Here is a 17,180-nt window from a genome sequence, read left to right on the forward strand (position 1 = left end):
GATGGCTCGTTAACGCTAGAATGCCAACTGATGCCCGTTCCCCGCCAACTCAGTACGGCGTCGTACCTGTGGCCCTCCGGCGGCAGGCACCTCTGGCCGTCCGGCGAAACCAGCGAACTGCAGACGCACGAGCGCGGGCACCTGGTCTACGCGGCGAGCGGCGTCTTGGCGGTGCACACCGAGTACGGCACGTCGCTCGCGCCCGCCACCCGAGTCGCCTGGACGCCCGCCGGGTTCCCGCATTTCCATCGGGCCCACGGCGACACCGACATCCGGATCGTCTTTCTCGCGCCGTCGCTGGCCCGGCTCGTCTCGGACCGGCCAGCGGTGTTCCGGACTTCCGGCCTTGCTCGCGAGGTCCTGCTCGCGCTGACCGGGCCCCGCAATTACGAGGGCTCCGGCTACCGCGGCTCCGCCCGTGCTCGCCTCCACCGGGTCCTCGTCGACGAACTCCGCGAAGCGCCCGACCCGCCGCTGCAACTGCCCGCGCCGCGGGACGACCGGCTGTGCGCGATTGCCGAGAGGCTGCACGGGGACCCGGCGGACAACGCCACGCTGGCCGAACTCGGGAAGGCGGTCGGAGCCAGTTCGCGCACCCTCAGCAGGCTGTTCCACGACGAACTCGGCATGACCTTCTACGAGTGGCGCACCCAGCTCCGCGTCTACCACGCGCTGGTGCTCCTCGCCGACGGTCACGACACTGTCCGCACCGCTTACGCCTGCGGCTGGGCCAATCCCAGCGGCTTCATCGCGGCGTTCACCGCCGTCATCGGGACAACGCCGGGGCGCTATCGAAGCGGCCGCTAAAGCGCCAGCGCGACCGCGCTCAGCACCGCCCAGGCCAGCATCGCCATGCCGGTGTCGCGCAGGGCCGGGATCAGCTCCCGGCCCTTGCCGCCACCGCCGACGGCCTTGACCGGCTTCAGCAGCAGCGGCGCGGTCACGAACGTGATGAACAGCAGCGGATGCCAGATGCCCAGCAGCACGGTGAGTGCGTACGGAACGGTCACCAGCGTCAGGTAAAGCTTGCGCGTGCCGCCGTCGCCCATGCGGGTCGCGAGAGTGTGCTTGCCGGACTCGATGTCGGTGGGGATGTCGCGCAGGTTGTTCGCCACCAGCACGGCCATCGAGAACGAGCCGACGGCCACCGCGCAGCCCAGCGCGTCCCAGCTGACTCGGCCCGCTTGGACGTAAACCGTGCCGAGGACGCCGGCCAAGCCGAAGAACACGAAGACCGCGATCTCGCCCAAACCGTAGTAGCCGTAAGGCTTTTTGCCGCCGGTGTAGAACCACGCGCCGAGGATGCACAGCGCGCCCATGGCGAGCAGCCACCAGTAACCGCTCAGCGCGACGAGCGTCAGGCCCAGCACTCCGGCGAGGCCCAGCGAGGTCAGAGCGGCGCGCAGCACGGCCTTCGGGTTCGCCGCGCCGGAGCCGACGAGACGCAGCGGGCCGACGCGGTGTTCGTCGGTGCCGCGGATGCCGTCGGAGTAGTCGTTGGCGAAGTTCACGCCGATGATCAGCGACAGCGCGACCAGCAACGCGAGCAGCGAACGCCACCAGGAGAACGAGTCGAGCGCGATCGCCGCTCCGACCCCGGCCACGACCGGCGCGATCGCGTTCGGCAGCGTCCTCGGCCGCGCGCCTTCGATCCACTCACTGACTGTCGCCATGGGTCCATTCAACGCCATGCGATCTTCACCCGTTCGGTACCCGGCCAAAAGCCGTGAAGGGAACCCTGAGGGAATCAGAGTCCGTCAGGGTTCCCCTCACGGACGAGCCGGGACCGCACTGCTCGCCGGTCGATCTTGCCTGGGCCGCGCAGGGGCAGCTCGCTCGCGAACTCGATGCGTTTCGGGGTGGCGGCGGCACCCAACTCGGCGCGGACAGCAGCTCGCAGCTCGTCAGCCGAGGCAGCGGCGGAGACGACCACCATCGCGACGACCGCCTCGCCCCACTCCGGATCTGGAACACCGACGACACAAGCGTCCCGCACCCCGGGCTGGGCGCCGAGAAGCCGTTCGATCGAGGCGGCGGACACCTTGACCCCGCCGGTGTTGATGACGTCGTCCGCACGTCCGAGCACCTCGACCCGGCCGTCGGGCAGCAGCCGACCGCGGTCGGAGGTACGAAAAGAGCCGTCCTGGAACGACTCCGCGGTCAGCGCCGGAGCGAGGCGGTAGCCGTGTGACAGCACCGGGCCGGAGATCCACAGCCGCTCGTCGGCGTCTGGCTCTACGCGGACACCGTCGAGCGGAATGCCGTCGTAGACGCAGCCGCTGGCGGTCTCGCTCATCCCGTATGAGGGGATGATCCGCACGCCTTCCTCAGCCGCCTGCGCCCGCAGCTTCGGCGAGGTGGCGGCGGCGCCCAGGATGATCCCGTCGAACGCCTTCGCGGCGGCCAGGCCAGCGCCGCCGTCGTCGAGCAGCCGGACGAGCTGGGTCGGCACGAGCGCGGTGTAGCGCGGCCCGTCCGCCGCCAAGACCGGGGCAGCCGCGGCGGCGAACTCGTCCGGACGGAAACCGACGCCGGTCAGGAACGCCGGTTTAGTGCCGGCCAGCCGCGCGCGGATCAGCACCTGCAAGCCGCCGATGTAGTGCGCGGGCGTGGCGAGCAGCCAGTGCCCGGGACCGCCGAGCCGGGCGTGCGTGGCCGTCGCGGACGCGGTGAGCGCTCGCGGCGACAGCAGCACTCCCTTCGGCGCTCCGGTGGTCCCGGACGTGGCGATCACCACGGCGGTGTCCGGCTCGACCGGTTGCTCCGGGGCCATCGCTTCGAGCAGCGCGGGGGCCGACGGATCCGCCGAGTTCAGCGGCAGGACCGCCGGGCCGCCGTCGAGGGCCGCCGCGAGGGCCTCGTCGAGGGCGGTCAGCGCGTCGGCGCTGCCGTCGAGCCACACCACGTGCACGGGGAACGACCTTCTCAGTAGTAGTACGGGTAGTCGGACCAGTCCGGGTCGCGCTTCTCCAGGAACGCGTCACGGCCCTCGACGGCCTCGTCCTGCATGTACGCCAGCCGGGTGGTTTCTCCGGCGAACAGCTGCTGTCCGACGAGCCCGTCGTCGATCGCGTTGAACGCGTACTTCAGCATCCGCTGCGCGGTCGGCGACTTGCCGATGATCGTCCAGCCCCATTCGAGCGCGACCCGCTCCAGTTCGGCGTGCGGAACGACCTCGTTGACCGCGCCCATCCGGTGCATTTGCTCGGCGGTGTAGTCGCGGCCGAGGAAGAAGATCTCCCGCGCGAACTTCTGCCCGACCTGCCGGGCGAGGCCCGCCGAACCGTAGCCCGCGTCGAACGAGCCGACGTCCGCGTCGGTCTGCTTGAACCGCGCGTGCTCGGCCGAGGCGAGGGTGAGATCGCACACGACGTGCAGGGAATGCCCGCCGCCCGCGGCCCAGCCGGGCACCACGGCGACCACGGGTTTCGGCATGAAACGGATCAACCGCTGCACCTCGAGGATGTGCAGCCGGCCCGCCCGCGCCGGGTCGACCGTGTCCGAGGTCTCCCCGCTCGCGTACTGATACCCGGAGCGTCCGCGAATACGCTGGTCACCGCCGGAGCAGAACGCCCAGCCGCCGTCCTTTGGCGACGGGCCGTTGCCGGTGAGCAGGACGCAGCCGACGTCCGGGCTCATCCGGGCGTGGTCGAGCGCCCGGTAGAGCTCGTCGACGGTGTGCGGGCGGAAGGCGTTGCGGACCTCCGGACGGTCGAAAGCGATCCGGACCACCCGTTTGCCAGAGCGGGCATCTCGCGAACGGTGGTAGGTGATGTCGGTGAAGGAGAACCCTTCGACCTCAGACCAGGCGGCGGGGTCGAACAGCTCGGAAACTCGGGCGTCATCCACGTTTGGGAGAATAGGACCTGTGGACATGATCGCTGTGCCTGATGCCGCCTCCGGAGAAGGTCCCTCGGACGGCGCGCACGCGGAGGTCTGCCGGTGAACCCGTCCACCGCGCAGGCCAGGGTCATCGTCGACGAACTCGTCCGCAACACCGTGTCGCACGTGGTGTTGTGTCCAGGATCTCGCAACGCGCCGCTGTCCATCGCGCTCTACGACGCCGCCGCGTCGGGACGGCTGCAGCTGCACGTCCGGATCGACGAGCGCGGCGCGGCGTTCCTCGCGCTCGGCATCGCGGCGCGCACCGGCCGTCCGGCGGCGGTGGTCTGCACCTCCGGCACCGCGGCGGCGAACTTCCACCCGGCCGTGCTGGAGGCCGACCGGGCGGGCGTGCCGCTGATCGTGCTCACCGCCGACCGTCCGCCGGAGCTGCGTTCGGCGGGCGCGAGCCAGGTGATCAACCAGTACGAGCTGTACGGCGACGCGGTCCGCTACTTCGACGAGCTGGCCGTCGCCGAACGCCGGGCCGGGCAGAACTCCTACTGGCGCAGCCAGATCTGCCGCGCGTGGAACGCCGCGTACGGCGAGTGGCGCTGCGGGCCGGTGCACCTGAACATCCCGTTCCGCGAGCCGCTCGTGCCGGATCTCGACGACGACGGCGAGTGGTACGAATCGCTCGAAGGCCGTCCGGACGGCGAACGCTGGACCGAGCTGCCGGACTTCGGCGCGCTGCCCTCGTTCGTGGTGCCCTCGGCGCGGCACGGCCTGGTGATCGCGTGCGACACCGGCGCGCAGGCGGCCAGCGAATGGGCCGAACAGCACGGCTGGCCGGTGGTTTCGGAGACCGGCGGGCTTGGCCTGTCCGGCGCGACCGCGATGTCGTCCGGCGCTTGGCTGCTGGGCGTCGAGGAATTCATCTCGCGGCACCGTCCCGAGCAGGTGCTGTGCCTTGGCCGTCCGACGGTGTTCCGGCAGGTGCAGAAGGTCCTCTCGGACCCGGAGGTCGAGGTGCTGCTGGTGCGTCCGGATTCGGACTGGCCGGCCCCCGCGCACAACGTCCGCCAGGTCGGGCAGTGGTTCGCCGAGCCGACGAAGCCCGCTGACCCGGAGTGGCTGGCGAGCTGGCAGCGCGCGGACGCCGCGGCCAGCCAAGCCGTTTCGACGGCGCTGGCCGCCGAGCCGTGGCCGAGCGGCGTGCGGGTGGCGACTGAGCTGGTCGACGCGCTGCCGGAAGGCGCGCTGCTGGTAGTCGGCTCCTCGAACCCGACCCGCGATGTCGCGCTGGCCGGACGGCTGCGTCCGGACGTCCTGGTGCACCGCAACCGCGGCGTCGCCGGGATCGACGGCACGGTCTCGACGGCCATCGGCGCGGCCACTGTGCACCGCGCGCCTTCGTACGCGCTGCTCGGCGATCTGACGTTCCTGCACGACGCGTCCGGCCTGCTCACCGGGCCCGCGGAGCAGCTGCCGGACCTGACGATCGTGGTGCTGAACGACGACGGCGGCGGCATCTTCTCGCTGCTGGAGCAGGGCGCGCCGGAACACTCGGCGAGCTTCGAGCGCGTGTTCGGCACCCCGCACGGCGCGGATTTGGGCGCGCTCTGCGCGGGCTACCGGGTGCCGCACGTCGTGGCCGAGACGGTCGAAGAGTTCCGTGCCGCGTTGCAGCCGGCACCGGGCCTGCGGGTGGTCGAGGTCCGTGTTGACCGTGCGCAGCACCGGAATCTCCACGCGCGGCTGAAGTCGGCGGTCGCGGAAGCGGTGGGGACGGTTTAACCGGCGGGGGTGCCGGTGGCAAATGGGGGATTTCTTGAACGAGGCGGACCTGCGCCCGCGAGGCCGGTGGGCCTGGTTCAGCGCGGCAGTGGCGGCACTGGCCCTGATCGGGCTGGTGTGCTCGTATTTCTCGTCGTTCCTGGTGATGGCCAGCGACAACTGCTTCGCCGGGGACAGCAGAGCGATCTGCAGCGCGGCCGGACAGCAGGCGGTCGCCTCGCTGCCGTGGGTCGGCTGGTTCGCGGCGATCGGCGGGTCGTTCGCAATGGCCGGGCTGGCCGTGCGGCGCGGCTGGGGGCCGTGGCCGGGGCTGTACGCGGGCCCGATCCTGTACGGCATCCCGATCGCCGTCGCGTGGTGGATCGCCGAATCCGGTTGATCTTCCCAGTGGGTAAGAACCCGTCCTTCGGACGTACCTGCCGGGTGCCCACGTGGATACGTTCGGTCGCATTGGCCACCTTGGAGGAACCATGCGATCGAGAACTCGGGCCGGAATCGGGGCGGTTGCGGCTGGAGTCGCGACGGTGCTGCTGGCAGGCACCGCTTCGGCAGTACCGGCACCGGGCGCGCCCGGCGTCGGCGACCCGTACTACCCGAACGCCGGCAACGGCGGCACCGACGTGCAGCACTACGACATCCGCGTGAGCTACCAGCCGGAAACCGACGTCCTGTCGGGCACCACGACGCTGCTGCTCACCGCGACTCAGGACCTCTCGCGGTTCGACCTGGACTTCGCGCTCAAGGCGTCGAACGTGCTGGTGAACAACCGTCCGGCGCAGTTCACGAACCAAAACGGCGACGGCGAGCTGGTGATCACCCCGGCGCAGCCGCTGCTGAAGGGCCAGTCCGCGACTGTCGTGGTGAGCTACTCCGACAGTCCGTCGACGGAGAAGGTCGGCGGCCTGAACACGTGGAAGAAGGGCGCTTTCGGAGCGCTCGGCGTCGACGAGCCGCAGAGCTCGCAGTGGTGGTTCCCCTCCAACGACCACCCGACCGACAAAGCGACTTACGACGTGTCGATCGAGGCCCCGGACGGCCTCTCCGCCATCACGAACGGCACGCTCGTGCGCAAGACCAAGAAGCGCGCGGGCTGGACGCGGTGGAACTGGCGCAGCACCAAGCCCCAGGCGACCTACCTGACGTCGTTCATCGTCGGCAAGTACGACGTGGTCCAGTCCACCACGCCGGACGGCAAGCCGTTCATCACCGCCTACGGCGCGGACCTCGGTGACTCGCTCGACGCGGCCAAGGCGAGCGTGGAGCGGACGCCGGAGGTCGACGAGTTCCTGGCGTCGAAGTTCGGCCCGTACCCGTTCGAGGCCGAGGGCGGCGTCGTGACCAGCGGGATCACCTTCTCGCTGGAGAACCAGACCCGGCCGACCTACGGCGCGCGCAACTTCGCCGCCGGCGCCAACACCACGCTGATCGCGCACGAGAACGCGCACCAGTGGTTCGGCGACAACGTTTCGCTGGGCAAGTGGAGCGACATCTGGCTGAACGAGGGCTTCGCGTCCTACGCCGAGTACCTGTGGACCGAGCACCAGGGCGAGGGCACGACCGCGGAACTCGCGCAGTACGCGTACGACTCCTACGCCGCCGACGACCCGTTCTGGCAGGTCCTGCCGGGCGACCCGGGCGAGCCGAAGCAGTTCGACCGCGCGGTGTACGACCGGGGTGCGATGGCCGTGCAGGCGTTGCGCAAGACGGTCGGTGACGACGCGTTCTTCTCGATCCTCCAGCAGTGGCAGGCGGCCAAGGCCGGCAAGGCGGCGGTGATCCCGGACTTCATCGCGCTCGCGGAGAAGGTGTCGGGAAAGCCGTTGCAGGAGCTGTTCCAGACCTGGCTGTTCACCAAGGGCAAGCCCGCGGTCGGTCCTAATGGGACGGTCGCGGCGAAGGCGTTCGCCGCGCACGCGAAGCCGAAGGCGTGGGACCAGATCCAGGCCAACCACCGCGCGCTGGCGGAGGCCGGCGAGCACTGAAATTCGCTTGCTCGGATGCGGGATTCTGGAGAGTTCCGCATTCGAGGAAGGGGATTCGGTGGCCCGGCAAGCAATGAAGGTGCGGGCGCAGCTCCGCCACGCTCGGCTCGACGGCCGACAGTGGCGGGTGCTGCGCCCTGATCCCGGTCTGGATACCGCGCTGCTGTTCGAATGCGAGTGGCACACGGAGATGTACGTCGACCGCCGGGCGGCGTACCGGATCGGGGTGCTGTGGCTGCTGGCCGCGCGGTCGCGGCACACGATCATCCATCTCCCGCTGCGAGCTGGCCGGATCCCGGCCGAGCCGGAGCGCACCGGTCGTCCGCTGGATCTGGTGCTGAGCCAGCACACCGCGCAGCTGCGCGTTTCGCAGTGGCCGCGGCTGCGAGCGGCGCTCGGCCCAGCCCGGCCGCACACGGTGCGGATCCCGGCCGACCGGCGTCCGATGGAGTGGCCGTACTGGCGAACCCGCGACCGGCTGTACGACCGGACTCACGCCGACACGCTCTTCCTGACCGGCAGCGCGGCAGTTTTCCGACGCTCGGCGGAGTACTTTTTCGACCTCGCGTTCGGTGCGCCGGGTTCGGCTCCCGGAGAGGAATCGCCGCACCACGCGTGCGCCGAGGTCGATCAGACGTGCGGAGTGACCAGGTGCTGCCTGCACGTGCGGTACCGGGCGCACTGGCTGCCGAGTGCCGGGCTGGTCGGCGCACCCGACTAAACTCTCGGTGTGGCAGCCAGGAGTGTGCGGGCGCGGCGGATCGGGTGGTTCGCCGTGCTGGGCGTGGCTGTGCTGCTCACAGTGATGTGCGTGTGCCTGGTTTTCGCCGCGTTCCGCAACGACAGCGCCATCGAATCGCACCTGGGCACGGCGACCGCGACGGTCGAGTCGGTGGCCTTCGACCGGACGATCATCCAGTACCAGACGCCGGACGGCATCGTGCACAGTCCGCCCACCGGGGTGCTGTACCCGTCGGGGCTCGCCGCCGGCCAGCTGGTGGCGATCGAGTACGACGCGACGAACCCGGAGCTGACCCGGGTCGCCGGCCGGACCGCGACGTTGACGCTGCTGCCGGTGGGGATGACGGTGCTGATCACGTGGCTGGTGGCGAGCCCGCTGCTGTGGTGGCTGCGCAGGCTGATCAAGCGGGACCGGACGGCTCCGGAACCGGTGCCCGCGAAGGTGTGAGGTCTCCGTCTCGGCGGGTCCGTGAGGGCCACCTTCACGGACGCTGATTACCCCAGGGTTCCCCTCACAGACCTCAGGTCCCGACAGTCGCCGTTTCCTGCCACCAGCCAAGCACCTCGTCCGCCACCCCAGGCGCGGCGACCAGCAGCCCGTCCGTAGGCAGCGCGGTGTCCTCGCCGTGCTTGTCCAGCACGACCGCGCCCGCCTCGATCGCCATCGCGACCGACCCAGCCACATCCCATTCGTGGTAGCTGTGCAGCACCGCCGCGGCCGCGTGCCCCAGCGCGACCTGCGCGATCGACAGCGCGGCCGACCCCAGCACCCGCACCCCGGCGTGCGCGGCCGCCGCTCGTTCGATGAACTCGCCCATTCCCGGCCACGGCCCCTTGCGCGCCAGTTCCGTACAGACGATCGCCCCCGCCGTACCCGAACGGTCCACCAGCTTCAGCGGTTTCCCGTTCGCGCGAGCGCCCCGTCCGCGAGCGGCGGCGTAGATCTGCGCCCGGTACGGATCCGCGACCACGCCCACCACCGGGCCGCTCGCGTCGACCAGGGCGAGGCTGTAAGCGCACCAAGGGACTCCGGCGACATAGTTCGCGGTGCCGTCCACCGAATCGACCACCCAGCGATACTCCGCGACGTCCGCGCCGTGGTCGGCCCCGAATTCGTGGCCTACCACCGGGATTCCGGGGAACTCCGCGGTCAGCACGCGGCGGGTGTGCCGTTCCAGGATCCGATCGGTGTCGGTGACCCAGTCGAACGGCGAATCCAGCGTCGCCGGGTGTGCGCCGCGGCCGGCGGTCGCGGTGATCACGTCGGTGGCGTCGTTCGCCAGCCGCCCCGCGACCTCGAGTGCTCGGGAGAGCAGCCCGGGTTCGACGGGCCGCGACGGCCTGGAGGACAAGAGGGTCATGCCTGCTTAGTCTGGGCGGTCCTGGTGTCCGGGACACGACCGGAAGATGACATGTCGTGGCGAATTATTCGACGGTCGGCGACCGAGCGCGGACGCTGCGGAGTGTTTCGCCACCGTTGGCCGGTCGGTTACGCGGGATTGGCCCGCCCTGCCTGCGGTTTTGCGACAGTGACGCCGTGCGAGTCGCCATAGTCACCGAAAGTTTCCTGCCCCAGGTGAACGGCGTGACGAATTCCGTGCTGCGGGTCGTCGAGCATCTGGTCGAATCCGCGCACGACGTACTGGTCGTCGCGCCGGGGCCGGGGCCGGCGAGTTACCGCGGCGCCCCGGTCGTCCGCATTCCGGCGCTGGACTTCCCCGGCGTGAACTCGCTGCCGATCGGCCTGCCGACGCGCACCGTGCTGACCGCGCTGGCCGATTTCGGCCCGGACGTCGTGCACCTGGCTTCGCCGTTCGTCGTCGGTGCGCGCGGGCTCGCCGCGGCCAGACGGCTGCGGGTCCCGTCGATCGCCGTCTACCAGACCGACATCGCCGGGTTCGCCACGTCGTACGGCTTCGGCATCGGCGCGCGGGCGGCTTGGCGCTGGGTACGCCGCCTGCACTCGCGGGCCGACCGGACGCTCGCGCCGTCGTCGGACTCGATCGAACAGCTGAAGCTGCACGGGGTTCCGCGGGTGCACCGCTGGGCGCGCGGCGTGGACATCAGCCGGTTTTCCCCGGTGCACGCGGATCCGGCGTTGCGCGCGGAACTCGCGCCGAACGGCGAATTGCTGGTCGGGTTCGTCGGACGGCTCGCGCCGGAGAAGGAGGTCGACCGGCTGACCGTGCTGGCCGGGATGCCGGGCGTACGCGTGGTCGTCGTCGGCGACGGGCCGGAGCTGCCGACGTTGCGGGAACGGTTGCCTGGAGCGGCTTTCCTCGGCGCGAAGTACGGCGACGAACTGTCGGTCGCGTACGCGAGCCTCGACGTTTTCGTGCACACCGGACCGCACGAGACGTTCTGCCAGGCGGTCCAGGAGGCGATGGCATCGGGGTTGCCGGTCCTCGCGCCGGACGCGGGCGGGCCCAAGGATCTGGTGTTGCCCGGCCGGACTGGGTACCTGCTGCCCGCGGATCGCGAGTCTTTCGGCCCGGCGCTGGTGTCCAAGGTCGATGACCTGCGGGACGCGGCATTGCGGGCGCGGCTGGGCGAGAAGGCGCGGAAAGTGGTCCTGGGCCGGACGTGGCCCGCGGTGTGCCGGGAGCTGGTCGGGCACTACGAAGCGGTGCAGGGCCGAGTCGCGCGTGCGGCTTGAGCCATGCACATCGTCCAGCTGGCGAACTTCTACGGGCCGCGGTCCGGCGGGTTGCGGACCGCGCTGAATCACCTTGGCGCCGGGTATGTCGCCAGTGGGCATCGGGTGACGCTGGTCGTGCCGGGGCGGCGGTACGCGGTGGAGAGCCTGCCGACCGGGGTGTGCCGGTATTCGTTGCCTGCCTTGCAGATTCCCGGCACCGGCGGCTATCGCGCGGTTGATCCGCAGCGGGTCCGGGCGGTGCTGCGGCGGCTGGAGCCGGACCGGCTGGAGGTGTCGGACCGGCTGACGTTGCGGGGGATGGGCGTCTGGGCCCGGCGGAACGGCGTACCCAGCATGGTGATCTCGCACGAGCGGCTGGATCGGTTGCTGGAGCAGTTTTTGCTGCCGGGCGCGATGGCCCGGCACGTCGCGGATGTCGCGAATCGGCGGATGGCGGCCTCGTACGACGCGGTGGTTTGCACCACTGCCTTCGCGCACGCGGAGTTCGAGCGGATCGCCGCGCCGAACGTCCGGCGAGTGCCGTTGGGGGTGGATCTGGCTACCTTCGCGCCGTCGATGCGGGATTCCGGGTGGCGGTCGGCGTTGGCCGGGGGAGCTGACGCGTTGATTGTCCATTGTGGGCGGTTGTCGCCGGAGAAACACGTTGAACGGAGCGTGGATACGGTCGCCGAGCTGACCGAATCCGGTGCGCGAGTGCGGTTGGTGATCGCGGGCGACGGGCCGCGGCGGCGGGCTTTGGAGCGGCGGGCCCGGGGATTGCCGGTGACGTTTCTCGGGTTCTTGGCAGGGCGCGGGGAAGTGGCTCGGTTGCTGGCCAGCGCTGATGTTTCGCTGGCTCCCGGACCGCATGAGACGTTCGGGCTGGCCGCGTTGGAGGCGCTCGCTTCTGGCACGCCAGTGGTGGTTTCGGCGTCGTCTGCGCTGCGGGAGATCGTGCGACCAGGTTGTGGCGCGGCGGTGGACGATTACGCGCCCGCATTCGCCAGCGCGGTGACCGGGTTGCTGGACAGTCCGGAGGAGCTTCGGCGGGCGGCCGCCCGAGCGCGGGCGGAGGAGTTCGCCTGGCCGACCTCGGTGCGGGGAATGCTCGCCGCGCTGGGCTGACGAAGGTCCGTGAGGGGAACCCTGAGGGAATCAGATTCCGTCAGGGTTCCCCTCACGGACAACTAGCGGTCAGGTGCGGTAGCCGGGGTGGACGCCTGGCGTGAGGTCGTGCGCGGCGGCGACGCGGGCTAGCAGGTCGCGCAGCACCGAACGTTCCTCTGTGGACAGTGTCGCCATCAGTTCGTCTTCGTGTGCTGCAGCGGCTTTTGCCAGTTCGGCCATCGTCTCCTGGCCTTTGTCGCTGAGGAAGACCGCGTAGAGGCGGCGGTCCTGCGGGTTGCGGCGGCGTTCGATCAGCCCCTGTTGCTCCAAACCGTCGACCAGCGCGACGAGCCGGGTCGGCGGCGTGCCCAGTTCGGCGGCCAGCACCTGCTGGCTCTCGCCGGGCCGCCGCGCGATCGCTCGGAGCAGCCCGGTCTGCGGCGGGGTCAGGCCCAGGTCCGCGACCCGTTCGGCGAAGCGCTGGGTCGCGTGCGCGCCCAGCTGGGCCAGCAGGAAGGCGCTGCCGAACGTCGGGGGTCCTTGCATGCCCTGAACCGTATCGCTTGACAATCCATTACACCAGTGTAATCGTTCTGGTAGTGAAACTAATTGACCTGGAGGTTTGTTATGACGACCATGACTAGACGGCAGGGTGGTCCGCCGCTGCTGGCACCGGCGCTGGCGTTCGGGGTGCTGACCGTCGCGTCGGCGGTGCTGGGGGCGGCGGGGACTCGGCCGGATTCCAGCGCGGCTGAGGTCGCGGCGTATCTCGGCGGCAACCAGGGCGTCGTGCGGCTGCTCGCGTTCGCGGTGTTCGGCGCGTCGGTTCCGCTGGCGGTGTGGGCCGCGACGGCCTACCGCGGGCAGCGGCGGCTCGGGGTCGCGGCGCCGGGTGCGGTGATCGGACTCACCGGCGGCGTGCTGTCCGCGGCGGCGCTCGCGATGAGCGGGCTGATCACCTGGACCGCCGCGCAGGTCGGCGACACGCCTGCGGTGGCGCGGGCGTTGACCAGCCTCGCGTTCGCGTCCGGCGGGCCGGGCTTCGTGGTGCCGCTGGCGTTGCTGATCGCCGGGATCGCGGTGCCCGCGTTGTTCCTGAACCTGTTGCCGCGCTGGATGTCGGTCGCCGGGCTGGTGGTCGCCGCGGCCGCGGTGCTCGCCTCGCTCTCGTTGCTGACCCCGGCGCTGTATCCGCTGATCCCGGTCGGCCGGTTCGGCGGGCTCGTCTGGCTGATCGCCGCCAGCGTCCTGCTCCCGCGCGACCGCCCGGCACGGACGGACTAATCTCGGACCCATGCCCCGAGCTAGCCTGGACAAGGATCCGCACGAAGTCGCCGCGATGTTCGACGGCGTCGCGTCCGGTTACGACCGGGCGAACTCGTTCATGACGTTCGGCTTCGACCGGCGCTGGCGCACCACCACGGCCCGCGTGCTGGACGCCAAGCCGGGGGAGAAGGTGCTCGACCTGGCGGCGGGCACCGGGGTGTCCACCGTCGAGTACGCGCGCGGCGGAGCCTGGTGCCTCGCCGCCGACTTCTCCGTCGGGATGCTCAAGGCGGGCCTGCACCGGAACGTGCCGATGGTCGCCGCGGACGCGATGTGCCTGCCGTTCGCCGACGACAGCTTCGACGCCGTCACGATCTCGCTCGCGCTGCGGAACTTCGTCGACACCAAGGGCGCGCTCGCGGAGATCCTGCGCGTGGTCAAACCGGGCGGCCGGCTGGTGATCTGCGAGGTGTCGACTCCGTCGTTCGCCCCGATCCGCTTCATCTACCGGCGGTTCATCCTCAAGCTGCTCACCTGGGTCGGCAGCCGGTCCTCGACGAACCCCGAGGCCTACTCCTACCTGGCCGAATCGATGCTCGCCTGGCCCGATCAGCGCGGGCTCGGCGAGATCATCGCGAGCGCCGGCTGGACCGAGGTGGAGTGGCTGAACCTCACATTCGGCGTCGTCGCGATCCACCGAGCGCGCAAGCCTGCCTAAACTCGGCGGTATGACGACTTCGCGCCGCAACCCGGACCACGACGCCGAAGTGATCGTGGTCGGGGCGGGACCGGCTGGTTCGACCGTGGCCACCTACCTCGCCCGGGCTGGGGTGGACGTGTTGTTGCTGGAGAAGACCGTCTTCCCGCGCGAGAAGGTGTGCGGCGACGGTCTCACCCCGCGCGGCGTGAAGCAGTTGATCGATCTTGGGATCGATACCAGTGAAGAGGCTGGGTGGGTGCGTAGCCGGGGGCTGCGGATTCTCACTGGGGATCTGACGCTGGAGTTCGACTGGCCAGACCTCACTGACTACCCGCCGTACGGGGTGTCTCGCACCCGGCACGACTTCGACGACTTGCTCGCGAAGATTGCGGTGAAGGCGGGGGCGCGGCTGTACGAGCGGACTACGGTCACCGGGGCGATCACCAATGCGTCCGGGCGGGTGGTTGGTGTCGAGGCGAAGGTCGGGCCGGAGAAGACTCTCGTTAGTTATCGGGCGCCGTTGGTGCTGGCCTGTGATGGGGTGTCGGCTCGGCTCGCGTTGAGCGTGGGGATTGACAAGAACGAGAAGCGGCCGATGGGGGTCGCGGTTCGGCGGTATTACAAGAGTCCTAAGCATGATGACCCGTTTATCGAGGGTCACCTTGAGCTTTGGGACCGGTCTGATCCTCGTGATCCGAAGCTGTTGCCCGGGTATGGGTGGGCGTTCCCGTTGGGGGACGGGACGGTCAATGTCGGGCTGGGGATGTTGTCTACCTCGGCGTCTTTTCGGAACACCGACTACCGGGCGTTGCTGCGGCAGTGGTTGGACGGGACGCCTGAGGAGTGGGGCTATCGCGAGGAAAACGCGATCGGCAAGGTCGGTGGGGCTGGGTTGCCGATGGGGTTCAACCGGACTCCGCATTACCGCGATGGGCTGCTGCTGCTCGGCGATGCCGGGGGGATGGTGAGCCCGTTCAACGGGGAGGGGATTTCCGCGGCGATGGAGTCGGCGCAGCTCGCGGCGGAGGCTGTGGTGCAGGCGTTGGCTCGGCCGGAGGGGGCTTCTCGGGAGCGGGCGTTGGAGGGGTATCCGCGGGCTGTGGGGGAGCTGATGGGCGGATATTACCGGTTGGGGAATGTCTTCGCGAAGTTGATCGGGAAGCCGAAGGTTATGCACGCGGCTACTAAGTATGGGTTGCGGGTGAATCGGCTTCTTCCCTTGGTGTACAAGGGGCTTTCCGGGTGTTACGACGCTCGGGGCGGGGATGGGGTGGATCGGTTGATCTCGGCTTTGGCTCGGGTTACGCCTCGGCCTCGTTGAGCTGCTGCGGGCGGCTCGTCGCCTGGCGGCGACATTGCTTTTGGCGTGCGGTGGGGCACCCCGAAGCTTGATTGTGCTGACGGTCTGGGGTTGCTTGTCAAGGCGGGAAAGATGCCTTGACAAGCAACCCCATACCGCAGGGAGGCTTCGTATCGGGGTGCGGGGGAAGGGCTGGGTGCACCGCTTGTTGGGTGCGTTGGCTGCGGGGAGGGGCTGGGTGCCTCGATCGTGGGTGCGTTGGCTGCGGGGAGGGGCTGGGTGCCTCGATCGTGGGTGCGTCTGGTGCGGCTGGGGTGCCTCGATCGTGGGTGCGTTGGTTTCGGGGGAGCGGCTGCGTGCCTCGGTTGTGGGTGCGTGGCTGCGGTTTAGTGCGCGGGGGTGGGGGCTCGATCCGTGTGTGCACGGAATTCGTGCGTGGCTGTTACCCGGGTGGAGCAATGGTTGTCCGGCCGGTCAGTGTGATACGTCACAAGATCGAGTCGGGGTGGCGCTTCGGCGCGGTTCTTGAAGGGGCCTTTACCGCTGGTCTCGCGATTGCGGCACGGGTTGGGCCTGGGGAACGGCCGGGTCAAGTTAGGGCTGCCTTAGTCCAGAACCCCTCGGGACAAGAGTGTGACTCACGTCCTACACTCCCCCCATGCTTGTGAATCGCTTCACAACCGCGACGAGTCGCTTGTGAACTATTTCACAAGCGTGCGATGGTCCGGACACGGGCCGTAAGGGCGCCCTGACCCTCGGCGGTGTGACCCAGCTCCCTTAGGGTGCGCAACCGAGGACTCGGACCACCACCCGAGAACAACCCGCAGCGGCGCGGAAAGGATGGCGAAGACCCCGTGCTGATGGTGCCCGTGCTGGCGCAGGCCGATCCCGGACCGGCGGCGCCCGGACTGAACGTGTATCTGCCGCTCGTCCTGCTTTTCGTGCTCGCGGCGGGATTCGCCGTGTTCTCCGTGCTGCTGGGTCCGCTCGTCGGGCCGAAGCGGTACAACCGCGCGAAGACCGCGGCGTACGAGTGCGGCATCGAACCGTCGCCGCAGCCGCTGGTCGGCGGCGGCCGGATGCCGGTGGCCTACTACATCACGGCCATGCTCTTCATCCTGTTCGACATCGAGATGGTGTTCCTCTACCCGTTTGCGGTGAACGCCAACGCCCTCGGTGTCTTCGGCCTGGTGGAGATCGTGCTGTTCATCGTGACGGTCGGGTTCGCGTACGCCTACGTGTGGCGGCGCGGCGGCCTGGATTGGAACTGAACCCATGGGCCTGGAAGAAAAACTCCCCAACGGCATCCTGCTGGCCAGCCTCGAAGGACTGGTCAACTGGGCCCGCAAGAACTCGCTGTGGCCCGCGACCTTCGGGCTCGCCTGCTGCGCGTTCGAGATGATGTCGGTCGGCGGTTCGCGCTACGACATCGCGCGGTTCGGCATGGAGCGCTTCTCCGCGACGCCGCGCCAGGCCGACTTGATGATCGTGGCCGGCCGGGTGACCCAGAAGATGGCCCCGGTGCTGCGCCAGATCTACGACCAGATGGCCGAGCCCAAGTGGGTCCTCTCGATGGGCGTCTGCGCCTCGTCCGGCGGGATGTTCAACAACTACGCCGTCGTGCAGGGCGTCGACCACATCGTGCCGGTCGACATGTATCTGCCGGGTTGCCCGCCGCGGCCGGAGATGCTGCTCGACGCGATCCTCAAGCTGCACGCCAAGATCCAGGACGAGCCGATCAACGCCCGCCGCGCCGCGATCCGCGCGGCCAGCGGGGCCCGTACCGAGCTGATCCCGTCCTCGATCAAGTACGCGAAGAAGTGAGCA

At 69.7% G+C, this 17,180-nt stretch carries 18 protein-coding genes; 13 read left to right on the forward strand and 5 right to left on the reverse strand.

Features of this window, described 5'->3' with window-relative positions:
* Positions 1 to 30: 30 nt before the first annotated feature.
* Complete coding sequence (locus tag ACZ7SW_RS05665) at positions 31 to 807, forward strand: helix-turn-helix transcriptional regulator (RefSeq protein ID WP_470229185.1); 777 nt, start codon at positions 31 to 33, stop codon at positions 805 to 807.
* Here the strand turns inward: ACZ7SW_RS05665 and ACZ7SW_RS05670 are convergent.
* The 3 genes from ACZ7SW_RS05670 to ACZ7SW_RS05680 form a co-directional block, all read right to left on the reverse strand.
* The gene (locus tag ACZ7SW_RS05670; RefSeq protein ID WP_470229186.1) at positions 804 to 1,673 is read right to left on the reverse strand and encodes a 1,4-dihydroxy-2-naphthoate polyprenyltransferase; all 870 of its coding nucleotides are present in this window, start codon (positions 1,671 to 1,673) and stop codon (positions 804 to 806) included. The genes ACZ7SW_RS05665 and ACZ7SW_RS05670 overlap by 4 nt on opposite strands.
* 74 nt (positions 1,674 to 1,747) lie before the next feature.
* A complete protein-coding gene (gene menE, locus ACZ7SW_RS05675; RefSeq protein WP_470229187.1) occupies positions 1,748 to 2,911 on the reverse strand; it encodes an o-succinylbenzoate--CoA ligase in 1,164 nt (387 codons plus the stop codon).
* A 14-nt stretch (positions 2,912 to 2,925) separates the two neighbouring features.
* Positions 2,926 to 3,849: a 1,4-dihydroxy-2-naphthoyl-CoA synthase gene (locus ACZ7SW_RS05680; protein WP_470229188.1), complete on the reverse strand. Its 924-nt coding sequence runs from the start codon at positions 3,847 to 3,849 to the stop codon at positions 2,926 to 2,928.
* 93 nt (positions 3,850 to 3,942) lie between these two features.
* Here ACZ7SW_RS05680 and menD point away from each other — a divergent pair, with 93 nt between their 5' ends.
* From menD to ACZ7SW_RS05705, 5 genes are all read left to right on the forward strand, one after another.
* On the forward strand, positions 3,943 to 5,619 hold the full coding sequence (gene menD / locus ACZ7SW_RS05685; RefSeq protein WP_470229189.1) for a 2-succinyl-5-enolpyruvyl-6-hydroxy-3-cyclohexene-1-carboxylic-acid synthase: 1,677 nt from the start codon (positions 3,943 to 3,945) through the stop codon (positions 5,617 to 5,619).
* 22 nt (positions 5,620 to 5,641) lie between these two features.
* Complete coding sequence (locus ACZ7SW_RS05690) at positions 5,642 to 5,998, forward strand: hypothetical protein (RefSeq protein WP_470229190.1); 357 nt, start codon at positions 5,642 to 5,644, stop codon at positions 5,996 to 5,998.
* A 91-nt stretch (positions 5,999 to 6,089) separates the two neighbouring features.
* A complete protein-coding gene (locus ACZ7SW_RS05695; RefSeq protein WP_470229191.1) occupies positions 6,090 to 7,601 on the forward strand; it encodes a M1 family metallopeptidase in 1,512 nt (503 codons plus the stop codon).
* A gap of 58 nt (positions 7,602 to 7,659) precedes the next feature.
* A complete protein-coding gene (locus tag ACZ7SW_RS05700) occupies positions 7,660 to 8,322 on the forward strand; it encodes a hypothetical protein (RefSeq protein WP_470229192.1) in 663 nt (220 codons plus the stop codon).
* A gap of 9 nt (positions 8,323 to 8,331) precedes the next feature.
* The gene (locus ACZ7SW_RS05705) at positions 8,332 to 8,790 is read left to right on the forward strand and encodes a DUF3592 domain-containing protein (RefSeq protein ID WP_470229193.1); all 459 of its coding nucleotides are present in this window, start codon (positions 8,332 to 8,334) and stop codon (positions 8,788 to 8,790) included.
* A 73-nt stretch (positions 8,791 to 8,863) separates the two neighbouring features.
* Here the strand turns inward: ACZ7SW_RS05705 and ACZ7SW_RS05710 are convergent, their stop codons facing one another.
* Entirely contained in the window at positions 8,864 to 9,703 is an 840-nt protein-coding gene (locus tag ACZ7SW_RS05710) for an inositol monophosphatase family protein (protein ID WP_470229194.1), read from the reverse strand.
* Between the two features lie 224 nt (positions 9,704 to 9,927).
* Here ACZ7SW_RS05710 and ACZ7SW_RS05715 point away from each other — a divergent pair, with 224 nt between their 5' ends.
* Both ACZ7SW_RS05715 and ACZ7SW_RS05720 read left to right on the forward strand, forming a co-directional pair.
* The gene (locus ACZ7SW_RS05715; protein WP_470229195.1) at positions 9,928 to 10,998 is read left to right on the forward strand and encodes a glycosyltransferase family 4 protein; all 1,071 of its coding nucleotides are present in this window, start codon (positions 9,928 to 9,930) and stop codon (positions 10,996 to 10,998) included.
* A 3-nt stretch (positions 10,999 to 11,001) separates the two neighbouring features.
* Positions 11,002 to 12,105, forward strand: a complete 1,104-nt coding sequence (locus ACZ7SW_RS05720) for a glycosyltransferase (protein WP_470229196.1) — start codon at positions 11,002 to 11,004, stop codon at positions 12,103 to 12,105.
* 69 nt (positions 12,106 to 12,174) lie between these two features.
* Here the strand turns inward: ACZ7SW_RS05720 and ACZ7SW_RS05725 are convergent, their stop codons facing one another.
* Positions 12,175 to 12,633, reverse strand: coding sequence for a MarR family winged helix-turn-helix transcriptional regulator (locus tag ACZ7SW_RS05725; protein WP_470229197.1), 459 nt, complete (start codon positions 12,631 to 12,633; stop codon positions 12,175 to 12,177).
* A gap of 90 nt (positions 12,634 to 12,723) precedes the next feature.
* Here ACZ7SW_RS05725 and ACZ7SW_RS05730 point away from each other — a divergent pair, with 90 nt between their 5' ends.
* The 5 genes from ACZ7SW_RS05730 to ACZ7SW_RS05750 all read left to right on the forward strand — a co-directional run bounded on the left by ACZ7SW_RS05730 (position 12,724) and on the right by ACZ7SW_RS05750 (position 17,177).
* Positions 12,724 to 13,371 carry a DUF4386 domain-containing protein gene (locus ACZ7SW_RS05730; protein ID WP_470229198.1) on the forward strand — a complete coding sequence of 216 codons (648 nt, stop codon included), beginning with the start codon at positions 12,724 to 12,726 and terminating at the stop codon, positions 13,369 to 13,371.
* A 10-nt stretch (positions 13,372 to 13,381) separates the two neighbouring features.
* Entirely contained in the window at positions 13,382 to 14,071 is a 690-nt protein-coding gene (locus ACZ7SW_RS05735) for a demethylmenaquinone methyltransferase (protein WP_344288263.1), read from the forward strand.
* A 10-nt stretch (positions 14,072 to 14,081) separates the two neighbouring features.
* Positions 14,082 to 15,374: a geranylgeranyl reductase family protein gene (locus ACZ7SW_RS05740; RefSeq protein WP_470229199.1), complete on the forward strand. Its 1,293-nt coding sequence runs from the start codon at positions 14,082 to 14,084 to the stop codon at positions 15,372 to 15,374.
* Between the two features lie 839 nt (positions 15,375 to 16,213).
* Complete coding sequence (locus tag ACZ7SW_RS05745) at positions 16,214 to 16,624, forward strand: NADH-quinone oxidoreductase subunit A (protein WP_037818926.1); 411 nt, start codon at positions 16,214 to 16,216, stop codon at positions 16,622 to 16,624.
* Between the two features lie 4 nt (positions 16,625 to 16,628).
* On the forward strand, positions 16,629 to 17,177 hold the full coding sequence (locus ACZ7SW_RS05750) for a NuoB/complex I 20 kDa subunit family protein (protein ID WP_009072052.1): 549 nt from the start codon (positions 16,629 to 16,631) through the stop codon (positions 17,175 to 17,177).
* The last annotated feature ends 3 nt before the right edge of the window (positions 17,178 to 17,180 follow it).

This window comes from Amycolatopsis sp. NPDC114484 (assembly GCF_055633755.1).

What these genes read in the sequence shown, in the direction of transcription:
- ACZ7SW_RS05665 (WP_470229185.1), top strand. Translation starts at nt 31, where the DNA reads ATGCCCGTTCCCCGCCAACTCAGTACGGCGTCGTACCTGTGGCCCTCC.
- ACZ7SW_RS05670 (WP_470229186.1), bottom strand. Translation starts at nt 1,673, where the DNA reads ATGGCGACAGTCAGTGAGTGGATCGAAGGCGCGCGGCCGAGGACGCTG.
- ACZ7SW_RS05690 (WP_470229190.1), top strand. Translation starts at nt 5,642, where the DNA reads ATGGGGGATTTCTTGAACGAGGCGGACCTGCGCCCGCGAGGCCGGTGG.
- ACZ7SW_RS05695 (WP_470229191.1), top strand. Translation starts at nt 6,090, where the DNA reads ATGCGATCGAGAACTCGGGCCGGAATCGGGGCGGTTGCGGCTGGAGTC.
- ACZ7SW_RS05710 (WP_470229194.1), bottom strand. Translation starts at nt 9,703, where the DNA reads ATGACCCTCTTGTCCTCCAGGCCGTCGCGGCCCGTCGAACCCGGGCTG.
- ACZ7SW_RS05720 (WP_470229196.1), top strand. Translation starts at nt 11,002, where the DNA reads ATGCACATCGTCCAGCTGGCGAACTTCTACGGGCCGCGGTCCGGCGGG.
- ACZ7SW_RS05725 (WP_470229197.1), bottom strand. Translation starts at nt 12,633, where the DNA reads ATGCAAGGACCCCCGACGTTCGGCAGCGCCTTCCTGCTGGCCCAGCTG.
- ACZ7SW_RS05730 (WP_470229198.1), top strand. Translation starts at nt 12,724, where the DNA reads ATGACTAGACGGCAGGGTGGTCCGCCGCTGCTGGCACCGGCGCTGGCG.
- ACZ7SW_RS05735 (WP_344288263.1), top strand. Translation starts at nt 13,382, where the DNA reads ATGCCCCGAGCTAGCCTGGACAAGGATCCGCACGAAGTCGCCGCGATG.
- ACZ7SW_RS05740 (WP_470229199.1), top strand. Translation starts at nt 14,082, where the DNA reads ATGACGACTTCGCGCCGCAACCCGGACCACGACGCCGAAGTGATCGTG.
- ACZ7SW_RS05745 (WP_037818926.1), top strand. Translation starts at nt 16,214, where the DNA reads ATGGTGCCCGTGCTGGCGCAGGCCGATCCCGGACCGGCGGCGCCCGGA.
- ACZ7SW_RS05750 (WP_009072052.1), top strand. Translation starts at nt 16,629, where the DNA reads ATGGGCCTGGAAGAAAAACTCCCCAACGGCATCCTGCTGGCCAGCCTC.